General features: G+C 44.1%; 23 protein-coding genes. 5 read left to right on the top strand and 18 right to left on the bottom strand.

Annotation, left to right across the window (positions count from 1 at the left end):
• Positions 1-21 precede the first annotated feature (21 nt).
• The 8 genes from fliY to BN1002_RS03390 form a co-directional block, all read right to left on the bottom strand.
• Positions 22-1143 (bottom strand): flagellar motor switch phosphatase FliY, encoded by a 1122-nt coding sequence (fliY, locus tag BN1002_RS03425; RefSeq protein ID WP_048823639.1) that lies wholly within the window; start codon positions 1141-1143, stop codon positions 22-24.
• Positions 1136-2119 (bottom strand): flagellar motor switch protein FliM, encoded by a 984-nt coding sequence (gene fliM, locus BN1002_RS03420; protein ID WP_048823638.1) that lies wholly within the window; start codon positions 2117-2119, stop codon positions 1136-1138. Before fliM ends, fliY begins: the two co-directional genes overlap by 8 nt.
• A 78-nt stretch (positions 2120-2197) precedes the next feature.
• Entirely contained in the window at positions 2198-3091 is an 894-nt protein-coding gene (locus BN1002_RS03415) for a flagellar hook-basal body complex protein (RefSeq protein WP_048823637.1), read from the bottom strand.
• 58 nt (positions 3092-3149) lie between these two features.
• The gene (gene flgD / locus BN1002_RS22975) at positions 3150-3578 is read right to left on the bottom strand and encodes a flagellar hook assembly protein FlgD (RefSeq protein ID WP_052445603.1); all 429 of its coding nucleotides are present in this window, start codon (positions 3576-3578) and stop codon (positions 3150-3152) included.
• 17 nt (positions 3579-3595) lie between these two features.
• The gene (locus tag BN1002_RS03405) at positions 3596-4915 is read right to left on the bottom strand and encodes a flagellar hook-length control protein FliK (RefSeq protein WP_082036103.1); all 1320 of its coding nucleotides are present in this window, start codon (positions 4913-4915) and stop codon (positions 3596-3598) included.
• 143 nt (positions 4916-5058) lie between these two features.
• Positions 5059-5835 (bottom strand): CheR family methyltransferase, encoded by a 777-nt coding sequence (locus tag BN1002_RS03400; protein WP_048823635.1) that lies wholly within the window; start codon positions 5833-5835, stop codon positions 5059-5061.
• A 135-nt stretch (positions 5836-5970) separates the two neighbouring features.
• On the bottom strand, positions 5971-7005 hold the full coding sequence (locus BN1002_RS03395) for a protein-glutamate methylesterase/protein-glutamine glutaminase (protein ID WP_048823634.1): 1035 nt from the start codon (positions 7003-7005) through the stop codon (positions 5971-5973).
• Positions 6977-7816, bottom strand: a complete 840-nt coding sequence (locus BN1002_RS03390; RefSeq protein ID WP_048823633.1) for a CheR family methyltransferase — start codon at positions 7814-7816, stop codon at positions 6977-6979. Before BN1002_RS03390 ends, BN1002_RS03395 begins: the two co-directional genes overlap by 29 nt.
• Before the next feature lie 301 nt (positions 7817-8117).
• Between BN1002_RS03390 and motA the strand changes: the two genes are divergently transcribed.
• Together motA and BN1002_RS03380 are read left to right on the top strand one after the other, a co-directional pair.
• A complete protein-coding gene (gene motA, locus BN1002_RS03385) occupies positions 8118-8915 on the top strand; it encodes a flagellar motor stator protein MotA (RefSeq protein WP_048823632.1) in 798 nt (265 codons plus the stop codon).
• Positions 8899-9657, top strand: coding sequence for a flagellar motor protein MotB (locus BN1002_RS03380; RefSeq protein WP_048823631.1), 759 nt, complete (start codon positions 8899-8901; stop codon positions 9655-9657). The genes motA and BN1002_RS03380 overlap by 17 nt, the downstream gene beginning before the upstream one ends.
• Positions 9658-9796: 139 nt before the next feature.
• Here the strand turns inward: BN1002_RS03380 and cheB are convergent, their stop codons facing one another.
• The 8 genes from cheB to BN1002_RS03340 form a co-directional block, all read right to left on the bottom strand.
• On the bottom strand, positions 9797-10813 hold the full coding sequence (gene cheB / locus BN1002_RS03375) for a chemotaxis-specific protein-glutamate methyltransferase CheB (protein WP_048823630.1): 1017 nt from the start codon (positions 10811-10813) through the stop codon (positions 9797-9799).
• Positions 10814-10837: 24 nt separating this feature from the next.
• On the bottom strand, positions 10838-11653 hold the full coding sequence (locus tag BN1002_RS03370; RefSeq protein ID WP_048823629.1) for a CheR family methyltransferase: 816 nt from the start codon (positions 11651-11653) through the stop codon (positions 10838-10840).
• Between the two features lie 54 nt (positions 11654-11707).
• Complete coding sequence (locus tag BN1002_RS03365; RefSeq protein WP_442853406.1) at positions 11708-13390, bottom strand: methyl-accepting chemotaxis protein; 1683 nt, start codon at positions 13388-13390, stop codon at positions 11708-11710.
• A gap of 37 nt (positions 13391-13427) precedes the next feature.
• Positions 13428-13907 (bottom strand): chemotaxis protein CheW, encoded by a 480-nt coding sequence (locus BN1002_RS03360; protein WP_048823627.1) that lies wholly within the window; start codon positions 13905-13907, stop codon positions 13428-13430.
• Complete coding sequence (locus BN1002_RS03355; protein ID WP_048823626.1) at positions 13900-15957, bottom strand: chemotaxis protein CheA; 2058 nt, start codon at positions 15955-15957, stop codon at positions 13900-13902. The genes BN1002_RS03360 and BN1002_RS03355 overlap by 8 nt, the downstream gene beginning before the upstream one ends.
• A 222-nt stretch (positions 15958-16179) precedes the next feature.
• The gene (locus tag BN1002_RS03350) at positions 16180-16965 is read right to left on the bottom strand and encodes an ABC transporter permease (protein WP_048823625.1); all 786 of its coding nucleotides are present in this window, start codon (positions 16963-16965) and stop codon (positions 16180-16182) included.
• 2 nt (positions 16966-16967) lie between these two features.
• Positions 16968-17759: an ABC transporter permease gene (locus tag BN1002_RS03345; RefSeq protein WP_048823624.1), complete on the bottom strand. Its 792-nt coding sequence runs from the start codon at positions 17757-17759 to the stop codon at positions 16968-16970.
• Between the two features lie 15 nt (positions 17760-17774).
• On the bottom strand, positions 17775-18788 hold the full coding sequence (locus BN1002_RS03340) for an ABC transporter ATP-binding protein (RefSeq protein WP_048823623.1): 1014 nt from the start codon (positions 18786-18788) through the stop codon (positions 17775-17777).
• A gap of 104 nt (positions 18789-18892) precedes the next feature.
• On the opposite strand from BN1002_RS03340, the gene BN1002_RS03335 reads away from it, so the two are divergent.
• From BN1002_RS03335 to BN1002_RS03325, 3 genes are all read left to right on the top strand, one after another.
• Positions 18893-19102 carry a hypothetical protein gene (locus tag BN1002_RS03335; RefSeq protein WP_048823622.1) on the top strand — a complete coding sequence of 70 codons (210 nt, stop codon included), beginning with the start codon at positions 18893-18895 and terminating at the stop codon, positions 19100-19102.
• Between the two features lie 178 nt (positions 19103-19280).
• On the top strand, positions 19281-20576 hold the full coding sequence (locus tag BN1002_RS03330) for a glutamate-1-semialdehyde 2,1-aminomutase (protein WP_048823621.1): 1296 nt from the start codon (positions 19281-19283) through the stop codon (positions 20574-20576).
• A gap of 363 nt (positions 20577-20939) precedes the next feature.
• A complete protein-coding gene (locus BN1002_RS03325) occupies positions 20940-22022 on the top strand; it encodes an FUSC family protein (RefSeq protein ID WP_048823620.1) in 1083 nt (360 codons plus the stop codon).
• 42 nt (positions 22023-22064) lie between these two features.
• On the opposite strand, the gene BN1002_RS03320 is transcribed toward BN1002_RS03325, so the two are convergent.
• Complete coding sequence (locus BN1002_RS03320; RefSeq protein WP_048823619.1) at positions 22065-23831, bottom strand: ABC transporter ATP-binding protein; 1767 nt, start codon at positions 23829-23831, stop codon at positions 22065-22067.
• 79 nt (positions 23832-23910) lie between these two features.
• Complete coding sequence (gene ntdP / locus BN1002_RS03315; RefSeq protein WP_048823618.1) at positions 23911-24441, bottom strand: nucleoside tri-diphosphate phosphatase; 531 nt, start codon at positions 24439-24441, stop codon at positions 23911-23913.
• Between the last annotated feature and the right edge of the window lie 166 nt (positions 24442-24607).

Here is a 24607-nt window from a genome sequence, read left to right as displayed (position 1 = left end):
TTGTTCCTCCCATGTTTTGTTCTAGGTAGTCATTTTGTTAAGCCGGTCAATGGGACTTATGATGTCGGTTATGCGCACACCAAAGTTTTCTTCGATTACCACGACTTCCCCTTTGGCAATCAGCTTGTTATTCGCCAAAATATCGACTGGCTCACCAGCAAGTTTGTCCAGCTGAATAACAGCTCCCGGGCCAAGCTCGAGGATTTTTCGGATCGGCATTTGCGTACGTCCCAATTCCACCGTGATGGCAAGTGGGATATCATAAAGAATGTCGATGTTCGCTTTACCAGTTTCCGCAGCTTGCGGCTCCGCAAATGTTGTATACTCCACTCTTTGTACATTCGTGTTCGGCTGCGTTCTCGGAGCCGCTGTTGGCAAAGGAGACGGTTGAGCACGAACAGGAGTAGGAGTGTCTGCAATCTCTGGCTGTCGGGCATATTGAATGGCCGTTTCATTAGCAGCAGCAGCTTCCGGCTTTGAACTACCGGTATTTAACAGCTTATGAATCATTTCCTTGCCGAAAGACAGAGGAATGAACTGAATCATATTGGAATCAATCAAACTGCCAACCTTTAACCTAAAGGACACTTCAATGATAATCTCATCCTGAAAATCATCAAGTTTTTTCGGTGGCAGGCCCAATACATCAATTGCCGGTGGAGAAATATCCACCTTTTGATTAAACATTGTGGACATTGATGTCGCGGCTGAACCCATCATTTGATTCATCGCTTCCTGTACCGCGCTTAGATGAAGCTCCGATAGTTCATCTTCAAGCGCTGTTCCATCTCCGCCCATCATGAGACTTGCAATGATCTTCGCATCTTTTTCCTTAATCATTAACAAGTTTTTGCCTCTGATGCCTTCTGTGTAATCAACATGGACCGCAACCTGATTTTCCTTGATGACTTCTTCAATTTTGTCTCTTTCGATTACAGCCAGAATCGGCGTCGTAATTTCGACCCGTTGGTTTAATAAAGTTGACAAGGCAGTGGTAGAACTGCCTAAAGAGATATTGCCGATTTCCCCCAGCGCATCCTGTTCTAATGAACTTAAAAAATCATGGATGGATAAACCAGGGCCAGAATCCAGCTGGTTAAATAATGCGTTGATCTCATCTTGAGATAATGAACCCTCACCCATTTAATTCTTCATCTCCTTCCGCAAAAACAACCTGATCAATCTGGACAGCGTATTTCCCTTTTTGTACGCCCGGATTGCCGAGGTACCTGGCATTGTCCCCTATTTTCACAAGCAGTTTTCCAGTTTCTATTCCTATAACATCCCCATTTTGCAAATTCATCAAATCTGCCACAGATAAGGTGGCATGTCCTATTTCCGCTATTACAGGGACGTTGACATTTTTCAGGTTTTGTTTGATTTTTTCCGTTTGTGGCGGCCTTTTTTTCGCCATAGTCGAAAGAAGCTGATGTGTAGATAGCTTTGGAAGTACCGGTTCCAGAATTAAATGAGGAAGGCATATCGTCATTCGTCCAGTAATATCGCCGATAGTTGCCCGAAGAGCGATAATAATGACGGTATCATTCTGGGACGCAATTTGAATAAACTGCGGATTTGACTCAATTCCTTCCAAGTTTACCTGAATGTTTTCAATGCTTTTCCAGACATCCTGATACATATCAGCAGTACGTGTGAAAATCTTTTTTAATAGTACTGTCTCAATTTCAGTAAGTGCTTCGGACCTTTGTGATTGGGCACCGAAACCGCCCATTAAACGCTCCAGGATTGCATTTGCTACCTGGGGATTGACCTCTATGACCATTTTTCCATCCATTGGATTGACATCAAAAATATTAATAATTGTTTTTGACGGGATGGAGGCAATGAATTCCTGATAGTTTACCTGGTCCACAAGGTCTGTTTCGATTTGAACGTACGTTCTAAGCTGAGCTGAAAAATAGGATGTGAGCATTCTTGAAAAGTTTTCATGGATGCGTAAAATGCTCCGCAATTGATCCTTTGAATAGCGCATCGCGCGCTTAAAGTCGTATATTTTTACTTTATCTTTGTTTTCGGCAACATCGGAAGCCTGAATTTCCCCGCTATGCAAAGCTGATAACAGGGCATCAATTTCCTGTTGTGATAAAACCTCTGCCAAAAGGCATCCCCCTAACTCTTCCATGAGTTATTTAAACGATCGCCGGGAATGGAATGCAAGCTAATTTAAAGACTCCAGTTATCGTTTTAAATTGACAACTTCCTCAAGGATGGAGTCGGAAGTCGTAATTGTCCTTGCATTTGCCTGAAAGCCCCGTTGCGCGACAATCAGCTCAGTGAACTCTTCCGTTAAATCGACATTGGACATTTCCAGTATACCAGCGGCAATATGCCCGCCATTAATATCCTCAATCCGCCCCATTACGCTATTGCCTGAGTTCCCGGTCGTTTCGTACAAAGTGTTTCCTACTTTGCTGAGGCCGCCCGGGTTTGAAACGGTGGCTGTAGCGATGGAGATATTCTCTTCGGAATTTCCGTCCGTGCTCAAGTAATAACCTGTTCCGTTATAAGCCAGTTTTCCACTCGCTCCATCTTCACGGACGACATTAATAAAGCCATTAGAATCAATGGAGTAAGAAGTAAACCTTCCACCATTCACGTCTTCTGTAATATTTATTTTTTGGTATTGGGTTGCTCCTGTTCCATCTTTATAAACCCCTGTTACAAAATACCCATTGGAGTTAACAAGGTCTCCGCTTGCATCCCTCGTAAAGTTACCCGCTCTTGTCAGGTAATTGGCACCGCTGCCAACCTCTGGTGTCACGATAAAATAGGCGTCCCCGTCAATGGCAAGATCCGTCCCAATATTTGTTGTCATCGGACTTCCAGGAGTGTGGATGGTGTCAATTGAACCGATCCGCGTTCCTAGTCCCACCTGCTTTGGGTTAATGCCCCCTGTCTGCGCGGTAGGAGCAGTCGCTCCCGAAATATTTTGATTGATAATATCCTGAAACATGACCCGTCCCTTTTTAAAGCCGACTGTATTTACGTTTGCAATATTGTTACCAATAACATCAAGCTTTGTTTGGAACCCCTTCATCCCCGATATACCAGAGTAAAGCGACTTTAACATATTTTTTCCTCCTTATTTTCACAGCTATGAAATCAAAATTTTATTACTGAATACCTGCTTATTTACTTTCTGGATTTTTAATTTGAGTAACGATTTCCATTGGCACTTTTTGCTCTCCAACCAAATAATAATAACTGCCATAATGGCTTGAAATGCCATCGACAATGCCGCTGGCTGTTGAAATACCATCGACAGACCAGGTGACTTCTTTCCCGATCGCCGCGGCATATTGGTTCATCTGCCGGCCGGAAAACTTCTCAAAAGACGAGTTTAAATTCGTCATCTGCTCTAGTGAACTGAACGTTGCCATTTGGGCGATAAAATCGCGGTCTTGAAGCGGGTTCGATGGATCTTGATTGGATAACTGGGTTGTCAGGATCTTCAAGAAATCATCTTTTCCCAGTATGCTTTTTTCTTCGAAAGATTTTGTTTGGCTATAGATTGATTTGGAATTTGCTGCCGAACTAATATTCACCCAGCCGCCCATAATTGCTGCCTCCTCATTTAAACAGTAAAGTCAATCCGCGGACCCAATGTTTGGGGAGTGGTTCCATATGTGAAAGGCACCTGTTCAACATCGATTTCCTCTGTTTTTGATTTATTTTGCCTGCCAGTTCCTTGCCCGGATGGCCTGAATGCCTGCTGGTCCTGGGATGAACTGAATCCCCCCTGAGAAAAAGCGGAGCCGGCGGTATCGGAATAATTCGGCAACTGGCTTTGTTGGACGATATCTAGCTTCGCGACTATTAATCCTTGGTGCTGCAACGCCTGTTTTAAGACAGGAATTTGCGCTTGCAGGGCCTCCTTAGCTGATAAAGTATCGGTCACAAATTGGGCAGTCAGTTTACCATCCTGAAAGGCTATTTTCACTTCAACTTTTCCAAGATTTTCAGGATTTAATAAAAATCTGGCTTCGCCGCTCCCCTGACCTTTGGCATGAATAGAAAATCGGCCCATCCATCCGCTCGCTTCCCGGATAAATTCCTCCACATTAAGGCGCTGGACAGGGGGATTCCCCGCCATCTCTCCTTGTAGAGGTACGGCAATTTGAGTTTTAGGAAGGCCAGGGGCCGAAAGCAATTTCGCATCAAACTCAACTTTAGATTCAGCAGGCTCTTTTATGCCTTTGTAAATCGGATGATCAATGGGGCTTGCCTTTGACAGAACAACTTGATTTTTATCCAAATTCATCGGCCGGTTGGATTCGGAAGAGTCTCGTTTATTTTGAAATTCGCTGATGAGCTTTTCCAGCTGGTGAATAGTTTCTTGTTCAATTTTGCCCTGCCCTTTTAGGCTGTTATCCTCGGCATAGGCCTGTACTATCTTAACCGCTTCCTCTATGTATTCATTGAGGTTAGCTAAAGGCTTGCTAAAAACACCACTATCTTTCACGCTGACAAGCTCTTGAACGAATTTCCGAAGTTGGTCGGCCAAAGGAGATTTATCATTTATCTCGCTAGATTTATTCAATGAGGTAGTTTCTGATAGAACGGAGTTGCCTTTCTCCCCTTGTGGTTGTTCGATCATCTTTTTGAAATCCAAAAGTAAAGCAAGTAAAGGGAGATTCTCATCCTCTTTCCAGTCTGAAGAATCCCCCGGTTGAAGTTCAACTTCGCTTTGGCCGTCAGACTTTTCTGCCTCGTTCCCGCTATTACTCTGGACAATTGGCTGAAACATCGCCAATATTTCTGCAAAAGGGTTTTGACTGTTCACCAGGCCCTTCGCTTTATTAGGTTCATTCTTAGTTGCTGTTTGATTTATTTTGATGTCAATTTGAAGGGTTTCCAGGAATCTTCCCTCCTTTACTTGGGTATTTTTCATCATTATTCCTAATTATATCTAACAGGAAGGAATTCGTCATGGGTTTTTTTGATTATTTTTTGTTTTTTTTGTTAAAAGAGGGGATGTTTTGAAAGTTTTTGTCAAAGCAAGCCATAAATGTCCCTTATTGTTCAACATGATCTTCTTTAAACTTTCTTATAAAAATATTTATCTACTTTAAATAAGCCATATGCTTCAGGCTGTTCAATTGTTTCACTGCTTCCTATAAACAGGATTCCTCCCGTCCTTAATGAGGCGGCCAATTTTGCCAGAAGATAGTTCTTCGCCTCATCTGTAAGGTATATCATCACATTCCGGCACATTATCAAGTCAAAATTAAATTCAAAAGGCTCATGAAGCAAATTGCTTTTTACGAACCTGGCATTTGCTTTTATTTCATCCGACATTTCATAAAAAGTCCCCAAATACCTAAAATATCTTTCCTTATAGCTATGAGGGAGATTTTTTAAAGTGCTTTCCTGATATCTTCCCTGCCTCGCTTTTATTAGCGAGCTCTCACTTAGGTCCGACGCCAGTATGATATGATGATGTGCCTTCATTTCTTTAAGGACCATTGCCAATGTGTACGGTTCTTCTCCTGTTGAACATCCAGCGCTCCAGCACTTGAGACTTACATTTTCCTTCATAAGTCGGGGAATGATTGTTTTTTGCAAATGTTCCCAGCCATCCGGGTTACGGTAAAATTCTGTAATATTAAACGTGATCCGGCCAACAAACTCATTAAAAAACGCAGCATCTCGAATTAAAAAATAAAAATACTCTTCATAACTTTCATAACCATGTTTATTGTACAAAGAAGAAAGCTGCTTTTTCATTTGTTCTTTTCGGTAATACGATAAATTAATTCCCGTCTTTAGTTTTACTTTTTCGGAAAAACTAAAGTACTCAACATCTGTTAACATTATTCCACCACATTATTCGGGCAAGGAAATTTTCCATTTATATAACCCCTTTCCTTACATCGATCATTTTATTAAAAGGAGCTTTTCGACAATAACAAAGACGATGATATATATCGGCTCATCGTCTTTGTTTGTTTATATGAAAGATAAAATTCCCTGGAATATTTTTGACAGTTCATATTGACTATCCGCATGGCCCGCCTCATAAACGGACTTCGGCATTCCATACACGACACAAGACTCTTCGGCCTCAACCAATACAGTTCCTCCGTGCTTTTTAACAAGGCCACATCCATACGTCCCGTCCACTCCCATCCCCGTAAGGATGACAGACAAAAGCCGTTTATTAAAAATGGGAGCTGCCGAGGAAAGAGTAATATCAATGGCCGGCTTATAAAGCGCCTTACTGCCTTTTTCATCAGCAACCTTGAAGACAATCGAACCATCCGGATTCCGGTGAAACCTCGTTTGAAATCCTGAAGGTGCTATATAAATAGTTCCAGCCGAAACTCCCTCTCCATCTTCAGCCTCTTTGACAGTTAAATTACACAAACTATTGAATCTTTCGGCTAGATGCTTGGTAAACCCTTGAGGCATATGCTGCGCCACGACAACTGGAAGCGAAAAGTCTTTCGGGAAACGCGGCAGGATTGTTTGAAGAGCAGATGGACCGCCGGTTGAGCATCCGATAATAATTACATCTTTATCCTGTTTGCTAAGTTTTTGCTCTTTCACATGATGTTGAACCGGTTCTGGATTTACCGAAGGCAGTTTCCCCGCTAAAATTCCTTTTAACCTTTGAAGGAATTCTTGTTTCAACTCACCATTCTGATCTTTCAAAAGACTATCTTTAAGAAAAAAGTCGACAGCCCCCTGTTCAAGTGCCTGTATGGTCTCTCTTGCGCCTTCCCCGGTTCTTGAACTGAGCATAACAACCGGGACCGGGGCTGCTTTCATGATTTTTGATAATGCGATAATGCCGTTCATTTCTGGCATTTCCACATCCATCGTCACCAAATCAGGTTTGAGCCGCTGAACCTTTTCAACGGCTTCCACGCCATTTCTAGCAATCGCCATCACAAAAAACTGTGAATCCTGCTCGATAATTTGGCTGATTGCCCTTCGCATAAAAGCTGAATCATCAACTACTAATATTCCGTATTGCTTCATCCTGGCATGGTTCCTTTCGATAGTAAAAAGTTTTTTCCGAATCTACTTTTTTAAAGCCCAAATCCATATCTGTAATGGATTCCGCATGGCCGAGGAACAAATATCCTCCAGACTTTAAGTTTTGAGATAAATTCTGAATTACTTTTCTTGTTGTTTCTTTATCGAAATAAATCAATACATTTCTGCAAAATATTACATCCACTTGGCCAATAGTTGACATTTCAGGCCTATCAAGCAAATTGGCATGGCGGAATGTAACCATGTTTTTAATTGATGGGTGAACCTGATAGCCGTTATCCTTTTCTATAAAGTACTTTTTGAACAACCCTTCCGGTATTCTCCGGAATGCGAAAGAACCATTATGGTACCATCCTTGTTCAGCCTTTTGGAGTACTTTTTTATTAATGTCGGTTGCAACAATTTCAACCTTTCCTGGCAAAAAATAACCTGATTCCTGGATGAGCATAGCCAGTGTATATGGCTCCTCACCAGTTGAACAGGCCGCGCTCCAAATTTTAATCGGCTTGATTCTGTTTTCTTCCCTCAGCTTAGGCAACACCGCTGAACAGCATTCATGTAACTGGTTTTCTTCTCTATAAAAATATGTTTCGTTAATCGTCAATATTTCGACTAGCCGTTCCCATTCTGCTCGCGTTGCTTTCAAGTAAACACAATATTCCCAATAGCTGAGCCCAAGTTCGCTAACCCGCTTTGCTGTCTTTTCTTTCAGTATCGAAAGACGATCTTCAAACCGAAGGCCACAGAATTCATATATGATCCGGCTCAGTTGTACTAGTCCGTTATCCTGCATAAACTGATCACCTTTTTCTCCTTTAAAACCTGATAAAGGTATATAAGTATTTGACATTCTTTATTAACGTAAAAATTTTGATTAGTTATCAAAAAATCAACTGAGATATTCTAATAGAATTAAAGTTACTGGATAAGCCACATAACGTCAACAGATTTTAATATTAAATTTAACATTTAAATGACTTTTATTTTGTTTGTTTTTGATAAAAAGGAAGAAAATAAATAAAAATCTTGTCGTTTTATTTTGATTGGATTAAAATTAAACTTATCATACCGAAAAGAATTTAAAGGAGAAAATGATGTCTAGCATTATTGGAGTTTTGATAGCACTTATTGCAATTGGCTTGGGAATGGTTTTAAAAGGAGCATCCTTATCCGCGTTGTACAACCCCGCCGCCTTCCTAATTATCTTTGGAGGAACAGTCGCGGCAATCTTGATAGCTTTTCCTTTCCGGGAGGCAAAAAAATTCCCTATCCTTTTGAAGATAGCCCTATTCGAGCCTAAGCTGACCCCCAAGTCTGAGCAAATTTCAAACATAGTCCGTTGTGCCGAAATTGCAAAGCGGGAAGGATTGCTGGCATTGGAAGAAACCGCCGCAAATACTGAGGACCCCTTTTTCAAAAACGGGCTAGAGCTTTTAATTGATGGGCATGATTATGAGTTTATTGAAGATATACTTCACGAAGAAGTCGATGAAATTGGAAGACGTCATAAAACCGGAGCATTGATTTTCACCCAGATGGGTACCTACGCTCCCACACTTGGAGTACTGGGAGCGGTTGTCGGCCTTGTTGCCTCCCTAGGAAACTTAAATAACGTTGACAAGCTCGGGCATTCAATTGCTGCAGCATTTATCGCTACACTACTCGGGATTTTTACCGGGTATGTACTCTGGCATCCGATCGCCAACAAATTAAAAAGGATCTCAAAACAAGAGGAAGAATTAAAACTTTTAACGATTGAAGGCATTCTGGGAATTTATAAAGGCTTGTCACCAAGTGCGCTTGAAAAGAAACTGGCAGTCTATATAACCCCTAAGGAACGGTTGAACTTAGAAAGCAAAAATGGAGTAAATGCTAATGAGCAGACGGCGTAAACGAGTCGAAGAACACGAAGAGCATATAGATGAGTCATGGCTGATACCATATGCGGATATCCTTACACTGTTGCTGGCTTTGTTCATTGTTTTATTCGCATCAAGCAGCATTAACGTTTCAAAATACGAGGCCATTATGAATTCTTTTAAATCAGAGTTCAAAGGTTCTCCGATTAAGAATGACCAAAAGGGCTTGACCCCCAACCCTCCAACTGAAAAGGAAGAGCAGAAAGAGGAAAAGCCTCCGGAAAAAGAAAACAGTGTCGATCCCGAGCTGGAAGCATTAAAAGAAAAACTGCAGAAATACATAGCAGATAATAGATTAAATGCTGTCGTAACTTTATCGGATACGAGGCGTGGCGTGGAAGTATCGTTAAAGGATGTTATTCTCTTCGAACCAGGCCAAGCTATTTTAAAGGGAAGCGCCTTTAAGACTCTTAACGAAATTACCGGACTTTTGAACACCGTCTCCAATCCAATCAGTATTGAAGGCCATACAGATAATGTGCCGATCGGCAACGCTCCCTTCCGTTCGAACTGGGAACTATCTTCCGCCCGGGCTGGAAGCGTCCTTCACTATTTTGCATCCAAAAATATTAAAGAAAACCGGATGCAATTCACAGGATATGGTGAGTTCAGCCCGCTTTATCCAAACGATACAGCCGAACATCGGCAGGCAAACCGCCGTGTAAACATTGTTATCTTACGTGGTACCGGGACAATGGATAAAATCAACCAGTGAATGTAACCGATAAGAATTTATGGATTCTTAATTACTTAGGAAATTATGGATGCCATTCAAAGAAAAAAGATTGCCTCCCGCCTGGCTAAAACAGGTAAGCGGGTTAGGCAATCTTTATTTTTTTCCGAATCGAGATCTGTTACTTTTTTTGAGTAACCATTGATAAGATGGCTGCCGGAATTTTGAACAAAGGTATTTGTTTTTCAACAGCGCCGATATTATTTGCGGCCATGGGCATACCGTATACGATGGAGGAAGACTCGTCTTGCCCGATTGTCCTGGCTCCATTTCTTCTCATGGCCAATAATCCTTTTGCCCCGTCATACCCCATGCCTGTCAAAATTATCCCAATGGAATCGCTGCCTCCGACCTTCGCGGCTGAGTCAAATAAAACATCGACGGAAGGGCGGTGGCCATTAACTTTTTCCCCGTGAAAACAGACTGTTTTGAAAAAGGTGCCTTCTTTTATTATTTTCATATGTTTGTCCCCCGGGGCAATTAGCACCTTTCCCGGTTCAATCTTATCGCCCGTCTCCGCTTCCTTAACGATAAAGTGGGTTAGTTGATTCAGACGGCTTGCGAACATAGACGAAAATCCCGATGGGATATGCTGCACAGCAACAATGCCTGGTATCGTTGTCGGCAAGGATTTTAAGATATGGAACAAGGCCTCAGTTCCACCAGTTGAAGCACCAAAGGCAATGAATTTAGCCTGATAGATAGGAGCTGAAAGCCCGGTTTCTCCAGGAATAGGGATGTTTGTCATTGCAACTTTTTTTATTCTGCAGGTCAATTCAACTAAAAACTTATTCAGCGCGGATGGCCCGTTGCTTTCAGGCTTGGCAATAAAGGCTGCCGCACCCGCATTTCTCGCTTCAGCCCATGCAGTGGCATCCGAACTGACAACTAAAACGGGGATTTTGTATTGTGGCAATAGCTTCCGGATAAATGCTATCCCGTCCATTTTAGGCATTTCAATATCACAAATCATAACATCAGGCGTAAACTCCAGAATATAATCCCTTGCCTGGAAAGGATCGCCTGCTTCGGCAACCACCTCGATAGCCCCGTCTGCTTCAATACCACGTTTAATCAATGTCCGGGAAAACAAAGAATCGTCCACGATAAGTACTTTAATTTTGCTTTGTGTATACATTTCTTGCCACCCACCAACTTACTTTCATTCCTTTCTGTAAACAGCAGGCATTATATACCTGAATTTGCTTGCCGACCTGTCTATCGTTTCAGACTGTCCGATAAATAAATATCCGCCTGTTTCAAGACAAGAATAAAACTTGTCCACCAATTCTTTTTTTGTTTCTTGGTCAAAATAGATCATTACATTCCGGCAAAAAATGACATGGAATTTCTTCTTGAAAGGAAAGGTCGGCTCCATCAAGTTCAGCCTGCGGAAAATAACTTCATTTTTTATTCTGTCAACAATCTCGGAGCTTTCCTGGGTTTTTTCATTAAAATAAAGCTGTTTCCAAATCGCAGGTATTACTGCCAGGGATTCCTTACGATAGACCCCCTTTTTTGCTGAAATTAAAACCTTTGTTGAAAGGTCGGTGGCAAGTACCTTTGTATCCCATCTTTGCTTCTCCACGCCAAAAAACTCATCGAGAATCATCGCAAGCGTGTATGGCTCCTCCCCAGTCGAACAGCCCGCACTCCAAATCCTTAAATCCCTGCTTCTTTCCGCCTGCGCCAAATTGGGAAGGATTGTGTTCTGAAAAAAAAAGAAATGTTCCTTTTCCCGCATGAAATAAGTATGATTTGTCGTCACTCTTTCGACAAGTGCCGACACTGCCATTTCCGTTTTATCTTCTAAAAGGTGCTGGAAGTAATCGGAGTACGATGAAAAATTAAGCTCCTGGAGCAATTGGCAAAGGCGGCCTTCAAGAATCATTTTTTTTTCTTCCTTCAGATAAATTCCATAGTTCTGATGAATATAATCCGACATCTGTAAAAATTCTTTATTAGACATGCTTATCATTTTTCCACCTGCTTACTATGAGGGAGAGAGCCAGTGACTCTCCCCCAGCAATTCTTAATATTTGCCAAACTCTTTATCTGTCAACTCTATTTTTTTCTGCCTTGCAGCGGCAGCCTCAGCATACGCACTTCCTGGATAACGCCCCTGGAAGGTTCGGTCCGAAAAGCCGGCCGCTTCAGCATTCATGCCGGAATACAGGGCTTGATTGTTTTGTAACTTGAACTGGCTGACTTTTTCCCTGAGGATATCAGCCTGGCTTGACAACTCTTCACTCGCGGCGGCACTTTCCTCGGAAGTGGCTGAATTGGCCTGGACGACTTGGGAAACCTGCATAATCCCCTGGTTAATCTGGGAAATGCCAACAGCCTGTTCGTTGGAGGCAACAGAGATGCCATTTACCAATGATGCAACCCTGGCGACATCCTCAACGATTTTACCTAATGCGGCTGCAGTCGATTTGGCTATCTTCGTTCCGCCTTCTACTTTCTTAATGGATCCTTCAATCATTTCCGTTGTTTCTTTGGCGGCATTTGCCGACCTTGCAGCCAAATTGCGCACTTCCTCGGCGACTACCGCGAATCCCTTGCCATGCTGGCCGGCCCTTGCTGCTTCAACGGCGGCATTCAACGCCAGGATGTTCGTCTGGAAAGCGATCTCATCTATGACTTTTATAATCTTTGAGATTCCTTCAGAAGCAATATTAATATCCTCCATCGCTTTAAGCATCTCATTCATTTGGCCATTTCCACCTTTGGCATTTTGCCTGGCAACTTCAGCTAGTTCATTCGCTTCATTGGCATTTTCAGCATTCAGTTTCGTCTGTGCGGAAATTTCTTCGATGGTGGCCGACAGCTGTTCAACTGAGCTTGCCTGCTCGGTTGCGCCCTGGGACAAGGAGATACTGGCCTCGGATACTTGTTTCGATCCAGCTGCAACCTGGCTTGACGCTGACTGGACTTCATGCATGATCTCATTCAGGTTGTGAGTGACCTTTCTGAAGGCATCGGCTAAATCGCCGATTTCGTCTTTTGTATCAATGTCAATTTCAACATCCAGATTGCCGTTCGCGATTTCCTCGGCTGTTTGGAGCATTTTTACGAGCGGCCTTCTTATGACCATGGTCATAAAGGTTCCCGTGAGAACCGCAATTAAGGCAGCTGCAAGAACAATAACAACCACTATCCAAATTGTTCTTGCCGTATCGCTCCCTAACTCTACCGATGTTTGGCGGCCGCCTTCGATTTTATTATCAAACAATCGGTTAATGTTCTGGTCCGCTGCTTTGGCAGGCGGTATCCCTTTATCAACGAGCAATTGATAAGCCTCGTCTGCTTTTCCTGAATAGGCCAGACTAATGATTTGTTCACGGACACTGAAATATTCCTCTATTGAAATATTGAGCGAAACGAGAATGTTTTTAAGCTTCTGCTCTTTAATCTTCTTCTTAAAAAACTCTTCGTGTTCTTTCATTTCTTCGGTTAATTCCATTAGTCTGTCCCTGTATCCATCTCTCTTTACCGGATCCTTCGTCATAATTAAATCCCGAAGGACGGCGCGGCTGTCCTGGAAATGCATTGCATATTGGCCAATATCAGCCGCGGCAATACCATAGTTGGCGTACAGGTTGGAATAGTTAGTTTCAATCTTTTTCATCGTAAAAATCTGATATGCGCCGATTGCCCCAGTAAAGATTGCAACGGAAAGAAAAGCGATTGATAATTTTTTGCCAATTTTCATATTTTGCAGCCATTTCATCGTCTTAAAAACCCCCTCGTCAAATGTGAAGCAATTGTTCTTTTATGTCTTCGTGAAGCAATTTATCGCAATTCAATATAAGCTTAACGCCACCGCCTGACTTGCCAATCCCTTTGACGTATTTATTGGCACCCTGGCTGATTTCCGGAGGCGGGACAATATCTTCAGGATTGATGCTCAATACTTCTGAAACACGGTCAACAATGAGGCCGACCGATAAATCATTTACATCCACAACGATAATGCAAGTCCTGTCATTATATTCTTTCAACTTTTTCTTAAAACGGAGGCGGACATCCATAACGGGGATAATTTTGCCGCGGAGATTAATGATCCCCCGAATGTAATCCGGTACTTCTGGAATGATTGTAATCCGCTGAATCCCGATGATTTCCATAACATATTTAATATCGATCCCGAAGATTTCATTTTCCAGGTTGAAGGTCAGATACTTCCCTGCCTGGCTGTCCTCGAACTCTTCCTGGACAGTTTCATTCATGAAAAACGCCCCTTTCCCTTTCATTTTCTTTTCCTCTGGCCAGCCCCGCCACATCGAGAATTAAGCTGATATTCCCATCACCAAGTAAGGTGCAGCCGGAAATACCGCTTACATTGCTGAATTCCTTAATGTAGCGAGGGAGGGGTTTCAGGACTACTTGCTGCTGGCCAATCAGGCGGTCAGCAAAAATACAGACAAATCCGCCCTGGTACTCAGACATAATTAAGATGCCATTTTCGATTTGATTGATCTCCGTTTGGATTCCCAAACGTTCATGAAGCCGAATGATTGGATAACAGATCCCCCTGACCATAATCATTTCACTTCCATTGGGATCCCGGATGATCTCCCTGCTTTCAGGCCTGAACGATTCCTTGATCTGGGTGGTCGAGATGGTGAAAAACGAATCGCCGACCTTTACATTCATCCCATCAATAATTGCGAGGGTAAGCGGGATTTTAATTATGATGCCCGTACCTTTCCCTGCTTCACTTTCAATTGCTACTGTGCCGCCGACGGCATGTATATTTTTTGCCACGACATCAAGCCCGACGCCGCGGCCGCTGTATTCTGTCACGGCTTCCTTTGTCGAAAACCCCGGCAGGAGAATAAGGTTATAAATCTCACTATCAGTTAGGCCACTCTCTTTTTTGTTCAAAAGACTTCTTTCTCTTGCCTTTTGCAAAAGCTTTTCCTTATGAAGCCCCTGCCCGTCATCCCTTATGATGATCCACACTTCATTTCCGGCATTCCTGGCTTCAAGAGTAAGCATCCCTGTTTCCGGCTTGCCGCTTTCTGCCCTCTCCTCCCTGCTTTCGATGCCATGGTCAATGGCATTTCGAACAATATGCATAATCGGATCTGAAATATGCTCAATGATATTTTTATCAACTTCAGTCTCTTCGCCAATCAGCCGAAGCTCCACGCTTTTATTTAATTTTTTGCCCATATCCCTGACAATCCGGTTCATTTTTTTAAACGTTCCTGAAAGCGGGAGCATCCGGATTGACATTACTTTATCTTGGATTTCAGATGTTATTTTCCTTAAGTGCCTTGCTGCTTTTGTAAACTGCTCAAGTTCCAGCCCGACAATCTCAGGATGCTGGGTCACCATTGCCTCGGCAATGACAAGTTCACCGACCATGTCCATCAATTCATCAAGTTTCGTGACATTTACACTAATGAAACTTGATGAATGGCCGTTCTTCCTTGATTCCTTTTCTTGTTTGTTGCCATGCGCGCCACTGAGTCCGGCAGATTGGTCCGCCAGTTTTTGGGCTGCCTGGATTTCAATTTCTTTCAATTCAAATGATTGGACGTATGTAACAAAATTGAATAAATTTCCAACCTCTTCAAAGGACTTCTCAGTCTGAATAAAAAGCCTGAATCCTTGCTCCTTGATCAATGCAGCTGTTGAAAAGTCACTTTCCAGGCCTGCTGGTTCATAGGTGATTCCATGAATATCTTCTTTAAATCGCTGAATTATCTGGTAAGCCCGGACATTTTCCATGCCGCTGCAATCTTCAAGCATGATCACCGCCTCGTACCGGTTCAAGCCTTCAGCAACGGTCAGCGAATTCCCTGCCATCCCCCCATCGACCATGTCATCAGGAAGGAGATGATCCTGTTTCTTCCTCCGTTTCATCTTGAGAATATCGAGGTATTTTTCAGCTTCCTGCACTAATTCTTCCGCATTGCCATCTGCGCTATCTCCATTTCTGATTTTCTCCAGCTCTACTTTCATAAAATCGATTCCGCTAAGCATCAAATCGGATATCTTCGAGTAATCTTCCATCCTTAACGTTTCTTGGCGTAAAAATGAAAAGAGGTCCTCTAAGACATGAGCTAAACAAGCAATGGTATTATAAGCCATCATGCTCGAAGAACCTTTAATCGTATGCATGATACGAAAAATGTCGTTAACAGTTTCAGCCGAATAATCCCCCGCCCGCTCACAGCTAAGGATGATTAATTCAAGCTGCTCTGTCAGCTGGGAAAATTCCAGAATATACGCTTCAAGAATCGCTTCATCGACAGTGTGATTCGCCATTGTTTCCCCTCCTTCTCTTTTTTTGGGAATATATTAATCTTATCGGTACTTTTTGATTAACCGTTATAAACAAATAGAGTGGTACACCCACTTTTCTTACAGTTTCAAGGTATTGTAATAAAGTATTCACAATTGCGGACGTACCTTTGCAAAATTTTCACATAAAAAACCTGCCGACTATTAATCAGCAGGTTCTATGTCAAAATATATATGGATGGATGGTTAATTCCCCGCCCCCCGATACTTTTTCACGCCCTCGTTCCAAAGAAAAACGGAAAGTGTGAAAAAGACGACGCCCATTACAGGGGTGAGGAATGCATATCCGTACCATTCTTGCTTCCCGAGAAACCAGGCGGCCGGATACACTCCGACAAAGGCGAATGGCAAAATCCACGTGAGTACGAAGCGGATCACTTTGTTGTAAATATCAACCGGGTAGCGGCCATAGTTGCCAATATTGTACATCATCGGCATGATCGAGGTTTTCGCATCCGCCCAGAAGCTGATGCAGGCGAGCATGATAAATACGCCGCCATAAATAAGCGCGCCCCCAGCGACAAACAAAAGGAAGACGAGAGGGTCGAACCATGAAAGGCCAATATCGAGACTTGATCCGGCGTAAACCATGATCGCAATCCCAGTAATCGCCCCAAACAAGCCTTCCAGTTCCAGCCTCTCAAGAATGATTTGGAAAAGGCTGTGAATCGGCCGGGTCAAAATCCGGTCAAGCTCGCCTTTGACGATATATCGTTCATTGAAGTCCCATATGTTGAAGAACGCTGAAAACACGGCATAAGGAACAAGAAAAAAGCCATAAATAAAGATGATTTCATCCCTGCTCCAGCCATTCAATAAAGACGTATGGCCAAAGACGACGAGAATAAAGATAAAATTCACTGCCTGGGAAAGTAAATCGGAAAACAGTTCTACCACAAGGTCGGCCCTGTATTGCAGCCTCGTTTTCATGTACTGCCCGGCATATTGGAAAAACATCGATGCGTAAAACAAGGTCAGCCCCCCTGAATGACAAGCTGTTTTTTTGCGAGCTGCCAGAAGAAATAAATGGGCACGAGGAGTATCAGAACCCAGCCGGCCTGCTGGGTAATCGCTTCAAGCGCCTGGCTGGTAGTGAACCCCTTTGTCACAATCATGCTCGGGATGTAGCTGATTCCCTGGAACGGAAGGAATTTCATGATTTCCTGTGCCCAGCCCGGGAAAAAGCTCATCGGCAAAAGAAGGCCGGAAAACAAGTCAATGACGACTCTTTTTGCACGGATCAGCCCGGTATTATTATATAAAAAGAATGTTGTGATGCCTGTCAGCAGATTGATCTGCGTGTTGATCAGAAAGCTAAAGAAAATCGATACTGCAAATAAGCCCCATACCGCCGGGTCCCAAAACAGCTTAATCGGAAAAACAAGTGCAACGAGCACCATGCCGGGAAGTGAGAAGAAAAGCAGCCGGAAGATTCCTTCCCCGAGCCCCTGCATAACTTTCATCCCAAGGTAGCTGTAGGGCCGGATCAATTCCACCGCCACTTTCCCTTCCATAATCTCCATCGCCATCTCGCGGTCGAGATTGTTGAAATAAAAAGCCCGCGCCATCCAGGCAATCGCGACATATGTCGTCATCTGACTGACATCCATTCCCTGAATGCTGTCCTTGCCACTGTAAATGGCGTTCCACAAAAAGTAGTAGGCGCCAATGTTGATACTGTAAATTAATATCCCAGTATAGTAATTAGTCCGATATGCGAGCATCATGAGGAAGCGGATCCGGATCATTTCAAGATACTTTTCCATAAGGCACCTCCCCTATCACGCCGAACCTCGTTCATAAATATTGCGGATAATTTCCTCTGTGGAAATTTCATTGATTTTAATGTCTTTAATTTTGAAAGCAGCAACAACCTTGGAAATTACCTGGGAAATGACCTCGTCAATATCCTCCGTCTGTGCCGTGAAGATTTGTCCCTTCTCATCCATTTCCCATCTGACCGGCAGCCCTTCCGTCAGTCGCTGCATCGAAGTAAGCTCCGCTTTTTCCATCAGCTCAAATTGAAGTTCCTTTCCCTCGCCCCATTTTTCCTTCAAATGGTTCAGCGATCCATCATAAATGATGTTTCCTTCATCGAGCATGATGACCCGTTCACAAAGCGCTTCAATATCCGAGAGATCATGTGTCGTGAGGAGGATTGTTGTATTGTATTTTTCGTTAATTTCCTTCAGGAATTCACGGATCCGCAGTTTAACAAGGACATCCAGCCCAATCGTCGGCTCGTCCAGAAACAGCAGCGGCGGATTATGAATCAAAGCTGCCGCAAGTTCGCAGCGCATCCGCTGGCCAAGCGAAAGCTTCCGGACCGGTTTGTCGAGAAGCGGCCCAATATCAAGCGTCTTGATGACATGGTCCATATGCGAATTGTAATCAGCATCGGAAACCTTATAGACTTTTTTCAAAAGCCGGAACGATTCCTGGACCGCAATATCCCACCAAAGCTGCGACCGCTGGCCGAAGACAACGCCAATCGTCTGGACGAAGCGTTCCCTTTGTTTATGGGGATTCATCCCGTTCACGACAATGTCGCCGGAAGTCGGCGTCAGGATGCCGGTCAGCATTTTAATCGTCGTCGATTTCCCGGCGCCGTTCTCCCCGATATACCCAACCATTTCACCTTGCTTAACTGTAAAATTTATATCATTAACAGCCCGAAGCGTTTTATAATTCCTCGTAAACAAGTCCCTAAAGGCTCCCGACAGGCCTGAACGGCTCGAATACGACTTGAAGTCCTTCCGCAGGCCGCTCACTTCTATTGCATTTGTATAATCCATTTTCAATCCTCCAAAAAAGCTGCACTCTATCCAAACAGTTTAGCCAATCCTCTTTTGCAAAACAACTTTCGCGCTTTATTGGTGAAAAAGCGGAGGGGATGCAATTGGATAATAAAGAGTGGAAATTGGATAATACAACTTCAAAATTGGATAATAACCCGCCGAAATTAGATAATAAAACTCCGAATTTGGATAATAAACGAGGATATTTCGCTAATAAAGTAGAGAAATTGAATAATAACCAGCAATTATCCATTATCGATTGGGCAACGATTTCGCAATTGGCCAGCAAGAGGCGACAATTAGCCAGTTAACACGGAAAACTCGCCGATAAGGTGATCGATTTCGCCAGCACCCCCTATATTTGGCCGATAACTGAGAGAAGTCCGCAAATAATTGATTAATTTTTGCCGACAGGATTACGTTCTGCGTCCAACATACACCCGAAAACCGTGCTATTATAGGAAGGTACTACTTAAGGAGGTTTTACCCATGAATTTTTCTAATTCCGAAAAATTACATAGCGAAGCATTGGAACACATCGTTGGCGGCGTGAACAGCCCTTCCCGCTCCTATAAGGCGGTCGGCGGCGGTTCTCCGGTCGTGATGGAGCGTGCGGCCGGCGCTTATTTCTGGGATGTCGACGGAAATCAATACATCGATTATCTTGCCGCATACGGCCCAATCATAACCGGGCATGCGCACCCGCACATTACAAAGGCAATCAAAAAGGCAGCGGAGAGCGGGGTTCTCTACGGGACACCGACCCCTCATGAAATCACACTGGCAAAAATGCTCAAGGAAGCAATGCCTGGCATGGACAAGGTCCGCTTTGTCAACTCGGGGACGGAGGCTGTCATGACGACAATCCGTGTGGCACGCGCCTACACCGGCCGGGACAAAATTATCAAATTTGCCGGCTGCTATCACGGCCACTCGGACCTTGTGCTCGTCGCCGCCGGCTCCGGCCCTTCTACATTGGGAACGCCGGATTCTGCCGGGGTTCCGAAAAGCATCGCCCAGGAAGTTATCACCGTTCCATTCAATGAGATTGAGCCTTTGAAAGAGGCGCTGGACAAGTGGGGAGATCAGGTTGCAGCGGTCATGATCGAGCCGATTGTCGGCAATTTCGGCATCGTCGAACCGAAGCCTGGCTTCCTCGAAAGCGTGAAGGAACTAACCCACGAGGCCGGAGCGTTGCTGATTTTTGATGAAGTCATTACCGCTTTCAGATTTATGTATGGCGGAGCTCAGGATTTGCTCGGAATTACCCCTGATTTAACAGCGCTAGGCAAAATCATTGGCGGCGGGCTGCCAATCGGTGCATACGGCGGTAAACAGGAGATTATGGAAAAGGTTGCTCCGCTCGGTCCTGCCTACCAGGCCGGAACGATGGCTGGAAACCCTGCTTCGATGCTCTCCGGGATTGCTTGCCTGGAAGTCCTGAAGCAGGATGGGGTTTACGAGTATCTGGACCACCTTGGTGAAATGCTTGAAAAAGGAATACTTGAAGCAGCCGGACGGCACAATGTCCCTATTACCATCAACCGCTTGAAAGGCGCGCTGACGATTTATTTCACAAATGAAAAAGTCGTGAACTATGAGCAAGCTGAGAATACGGACGGCGAAATGTTCGCCAGGTTCTTCAAGTTGATGCTCCACCAGGGCATCAACCTTGCTCCTTCCAAATACGAGGCATGGTTTGTCACGATTGCCCATAGTGAAGAAGATATCGAAGCGACGCTCCATGCGGTCGACCAGGCATTTTACCAGCTGATGAATGATTAAACGAAAAGAAAACCGGGACAATTTGTCCTGGTTTTTATTTTGCCAAAAAGCTGACTGGCATTATGCCACCGCCCTGTTTCATTTTTACAAAAAAGCGAAAGGCACCTGCCTCCCTGCTTTTTTTTCAAAATGGCCGCTAGCATTGTTTCGCCTTCCTGTATTATTTCTTCCAAAAAACACTTGCCCGCGACCGATAATCGTTGTATAGTATCAGAATTGTTTAACCTGCTCCAAAATAGTTTATTGTAAACTAAAGAGCTCCGAATATGGTTTGATGCTTAAGGAATGAAGGCAGACTGGACAGTTTTCCATTTTCGGCTATACTTGCTTTAACGAAGATTCATTTTGAAAGGATTTTTTCCAATGAAGTTAGGGGCGCGTATTTTAAAAACAGGGCTTGCGATTGTGCTTGCCCTTTTCATAGGGAATTTACTGCATATCCCTTCCCCGGTCATGGCGGGGATTGCTGCGATTTTCGCGATGCAGCCGACCATATATAGATCGTATCAGTCGATTCTCGAGCAGGTACAGGGTAATTTGATTGGCGCTTTGATGGCAACTGCTTTCGTTTTGCTTCTTGGGAATCACATTGTCGTGATCGGTATCGCGGCTATCATTGTAATTACCTTGAACTTAAAGCTAAAGCTTGAAAATACCATCAGCCTTTCGCTCGTTACGCTCGTATCGATTATGGAATCACCAGGCGACCAATTCCTTGAGTTCGCCGCAATCAGGTTCGGCAGCATCATGCTCGGTGTCTTTTCGGCCTTCATTGTCAATCTCGTTTTCCTGCCGCCGCGCTACGAAAACAGGCTATATCATAAAATTTCGAGCGCCACGGATGATATTATCCGCTGGATCAGACTGACGAGCCGGAATGCTTCAGACCACAACCTGCTGAAATCGGAAATTGAAAAGCTTCACGATGCGAGGGTCAAGACCGATATTCTCTACAACATGTATAAAGAGGAACGGAAGTATTTTAAACGTGACGAAGCTGTAAAAGCAAGGAAGCTCGTCATTTACCGGCAGATGATATCTACCGCGCGCAAAGCGCTGGATACATTGACCCGGCTCCACCGTTATGAGAATGAATACCGGCTTCTGCCCGATTCTTACCAGCTGGCCATTCAGGAGCAGCTCGACTGCCTGATTACCCTGCATGAACAAACGATGCTGAAATATATCGGAAAAGTCCGGCCTGAAGCGGCGCTGGAACATCCCGTCCAATGCCTCGATAAAAGAGAAGTATTCCGCCTGTTCATCACTAGGCAGCGGGAGTACGAGGAGGAAGATGACAACCATTTGTACCATACGATGCAGATTATTTCGTCCATCCTCGCCTACGGCGAATATGTCGAGCACCTTGATACGCTTGTGACGAGCTTCCTTTCCTACCACCAGGATGATAACGAGGTTCAGATTGAGGAGCAGCCCGCCGACTAACCGGAACATTTTTGCAAAAACAACAAAAAAACCGAAACGGATTTAAGATTCCGTTTCGGTTTTTTGTTCCAGCTGCTGTACCTGGAACAGTCGATAATAACTGCCCTGCTTTTCCATCAATTCTTCGTGTGTGCCTGTTTCCATAATTCGGCCATGCTCGATGAGGACGATCTTATCGGCATGGGTAATCGTTGAAAGGCGGTGAGCGACGATGAAGGTTGTCCTGTCTTTTGCCAGCTTTTCAAGCGCTTCCTGTATCTGATGCTCACTTTCAAGGTCGAGCGCCGACGTTGCTTCGTCGAGTATGAGGATTGGCGGGTTCTTCAGGAAAACCCGGGCGATGGCGACGCGCTGCTTTTGCCCGCCCGAAAGTTTGACTCCCCGCTCGCCGACCTTTGTTTCATATCCTTCTGGCAGGCTGGCGATAAACTCCTGTGCATTTGCCGCCTGGGCAGCCGCTTCGACATCCTCATCGGAAGCTCCCGGTTTGCCAAGCAGAATATTCGATCTGACCGAGTCGCTGAAGAGAATATTATCCTGGAAGACGACGCCGATCTTATCCCTGAGCGTCTGAACTTTGAATTTACGGATATCGACTCCATCAAGGAGAATTTGCCCGTCTGTGACATCGTAAAATCTCGGAATAAGACTGACAAGCGATGATTTGCCCCCGCCGCTCATCCCGACTAGAGCAATGGTTTCCCCTTTATTCGCTTCAAGATTAATATTCTTTAAAACTGGTTCCTCTCCAGCCTCATATGCGAAACTCACATTTTTGAACTCTATTTTGCCATTGACGGTTGTAAGATCGACCGCATTGGGCTCATCGACAATATCATACTTTTCATCCGCAAATTCAAACACCCTGTCCATCGAAGCGAACGACTGGGTAATCGTCGTCGATGAGTTGACGAGCCTGCGAAGCGGGTTGTAAAGCCGGTCGATATACGCAATAAAGGCAATCATTGTCCCGATTGTCAGCTGCTGCTCGATGACGAGATACCCCGAATACCCGATGACGATCAGCGGCGCAATATCGGTAATCGTATTAACGACCGCGAACGCTTTGGCATTCCAGCTTGTATGCTCCAGCGCCCTTTTCAAAAAATTCCTGTTTGTGCGGTCGAACTGTTTCTGTTCATGGTCTTCAATCGCAAAACTTTTGATGACGGCCATGCCCTGGACCCGTTCGTGAAGATAACTTTGGACTTCCGCCAACGCCTGTGAACGATTCCTCGTCAGTGTCCGGAGATTGCCGAAAAAGTATTTGACCGAAAATGCATAAAGCGGAAAAAGGACGAGGGACACTAAAGTCAGTTTTATATTCATCGTGAACATGACAGCGATAGCAATAAGGATTGTCGCGACATCAAGCCACAAATTCATAAGCCCTGAAATGACGAACGCCTTCGTTTGTTCGACGTCATTGATGACCCTAGAGATGACTTCCCCCGCTTTTGTATTCGAATAATATTTGAAGCTTAACTTTTGCATATGTGTGTAAAGATTATCGCGAATATCGTACAGGATTTTACTCGAGGTCCACTGGGCAAAATATTGCCGGTAATATTCGATCGGCGGCCTAAGAATGACAAAAATAACCATCATGATGCCCATGATCCAAAAAAGCTTGTCCAGTTTTTCTGCCTTTGCATGCTCATGGTTTCCAACAATGTCATCAATAACATACTTAATGAGGATCGGGATAATTAGCGGAATCGCAAATTTGAGAATTCCGATGAAAATCGTTCCGACGATTTGCCACTTGTACGGCTTTACGAAATGGAGGTATCTCCGTATGCTGTCCAACTCTGCTTCCTCCTTTCAAACAAAAACCTGTTGATAAATAGATAATCAACAGGAACATGAAAATGGAGCGGACCCGATCCTACTTTCGATAGGTCAGGTACCGCTCATACCAGGTATCAATGAAATCCGGTGAAAATGGCCCTTTCCGCTGGCGGATCCATCTCATCAGCTTCTCAACATTCCGCTTGAGGATCTGGTCAATCACATCTGGATAGTTCATTTCACGGCGGTGCCGTTCATACTCATCCTCATCCAGCAAATTGAAGGTCATATCCGGAAATACCTTTATATCAAGGTCATAATCGATATATTTAAGAATCGAACCATCAAATATAAACGGGGAACTCAAATTGCAGTAATAATGCACGCCGTCCTCACGCAGCATCCCGATGACATTGAACCAGCATTCCGAATGGAAATAGCAAATCGCCGGTTCCCTCGTCACCCACGTCCTCCCATCGGATTCAGTGACGACCGTCCTGTCATTCCCGCCGATCACAAGGTTTTGGGAAGCCCTCAATATGGTGGTTTCATCCCATATACGATGGATATGACCATTGTGTTTATAGCTGTGTATCTGCATTGGTTCTCCTTCGATGGGTAAACCCATGAATCTCCCCTACTTTCATTCGCCGAACGCTTTGCAACCTATAATAAACTAAAAAAACGACAAAAGGCAACAAAAGGCTATTCCTGTTTCCTCTCATTATAACGGTTGACAATCGATTTTAAAACAAAAGAGCCATTTTTGGCTAACAAAAATGGCCCCCTTTTTC

Origin of the sequence: Bacillus sp. B-jedd, from assembly GCF_000821085.1 — a bacterium.
Taxonomy (GTDB): domain Bacteria; phylum Bacillota; class Bacilli; order Bacillales; family Cytobacillaceae; genus Bacillus_D.
The sequence above is the reverse complement of the archived record's forward strand: the minus strand, read 5'-3'. Positions and strand labels throughout refer to the sequence as shown.

Excerpts from the sequence above, each read along its gene's own strand:
- fliY (WP_048823639.1), bottom strand. The coding sequence starts at position 1,143 with ATGGGTGAGGGTTCATTATCTCAAGATGAGATCAACGCATTATTTAAC.
- BN1002_RS03415 (WP_048823637.1), bottom strand. The coding sequence starts at position 3,091 with ATGTTAAAGTCGCTTTACTCTGGTATATCGGGGATGAAGGGGTTCCAA.
- flgD (WP_052445603.1), bottom strand. The coding sequence starts at position 3,578 with ATGGGCGGCTGGGTGAATATTAGTTCGGCAGCAAATTCCAAATCAATC.
- BN1002_RS03405 (WP_082036103.1), bottom strand. The coding sequence starts at position 4,915 with ATGATGAAAAATACCCAAGTAAAGGAGGGAAGATTCCTGGAAACCCTT.
- BN1002_RS03400 (WP_048823635.1), bottom strand. The coding sequence starts at position 5,835 with ATGTTAACAGATGTTGAGTACTTTAGTTTTTCCGAAAAAGTAAAACTA.
- BN1002_RS03395 (WP_048823634.1), bottom strand. The coding sequence starts at position 7,005 with ATGAAGCAATACGGAATATTAGTAGTTGATGATTCAGCTTTTATGCGA.
- BN1002_RS03390 (WP_048823633.1), bottom strand. The coding sequence starts at position 7,816 with ATGCAGGATAACGGACTAGTACAACTGAGCCGGATCATATATGAATTC.
- motA (WP_048823632.1), top strand. The coding sequence starts at position 8,118 with ATGTCTAGCATTATTGGAGTTTTGATAGCACTTATTGCAATTGGCTTG.
- BN1002_RS03380 (WP_048823631.1), top strand. The coding sequence starts at position 8,899 with ATGAGCAGACGGCGTAAACGAGTCGAAGAACACGAAGAGCATATAGAT.
- cheB (WP_048823630.1), bottom strand. The coding sequence starts at position 10,813 with ATGTATACACAAAGCAAAATTAAAGTACTTATCGTGGACGATTCTTTG.
- BN1002_RS03370 (WP_048823629.1), bottom strand. The coding sequence starts at position 11,653 with ATGATAAGCATGTCTAATAAAGAATTTTTACAGATGTCGGATTATATT.
- BN1002_RS03365 (WP_442853406.1), bottom strand. The coding sequence starts at position 13,390 with ATGAAAATTGGCAAAAAATTATCAATCGCTTTTCTTTCCGTTGCAATC.
- BN1002_RS03360 (WP_048823627.1), bottom strand. The coding sequence starts at position 13,907 with ATGAATGAAACTGTCCAGGAAGAGTTCGAGGACAGCCAGGCAGGGAAG.
- BN1002_RS03355 (WP_048823626.1), bottom strand. The coding sequence starts at position 15,957 with ATGGCGAATCACACTGTCGATGAAGCGATTCTTGAAGCGTATATTCTG.
- BN1002_RS03345 (WP_048823624.1), bottom strand. The coding sequence starts at position 17,759 with ATGGAAAAGTATCTTGAAATGATCCGGATCCGCTTCCTCATGATGCTC.
- BN1002_RS03340 (WP_048823623.1), bottom strand. The coding sequence starts at position 18,788 with ATGGATTATACAAATGCAATAGAAGTGAGCGGCCTGCGGAAGGACTTC.
- BN1002_RS03330 (WP_048823621.1), top strand. The coding sequence starts at position 19,281 with ATGAATTTTTCTAATTCCGAAAAATTACATAGCGAAGCATTGGAACAC.
- BN1002_RS03325 (WP_048823620.1), top strand. The coding sequence starts at position 20,940 with ATGAAGTTAGGGGCGCGTATTTTAAAAACAGGGCTTGCGATTGTGCTT.
- ntdP (WP_048823618.1), bottom strand. The coding sequence starts at position 24,441 with ATGGGTTTACCCATCGAAGGAGAACCAATGCAGATACACAGCTATAAA.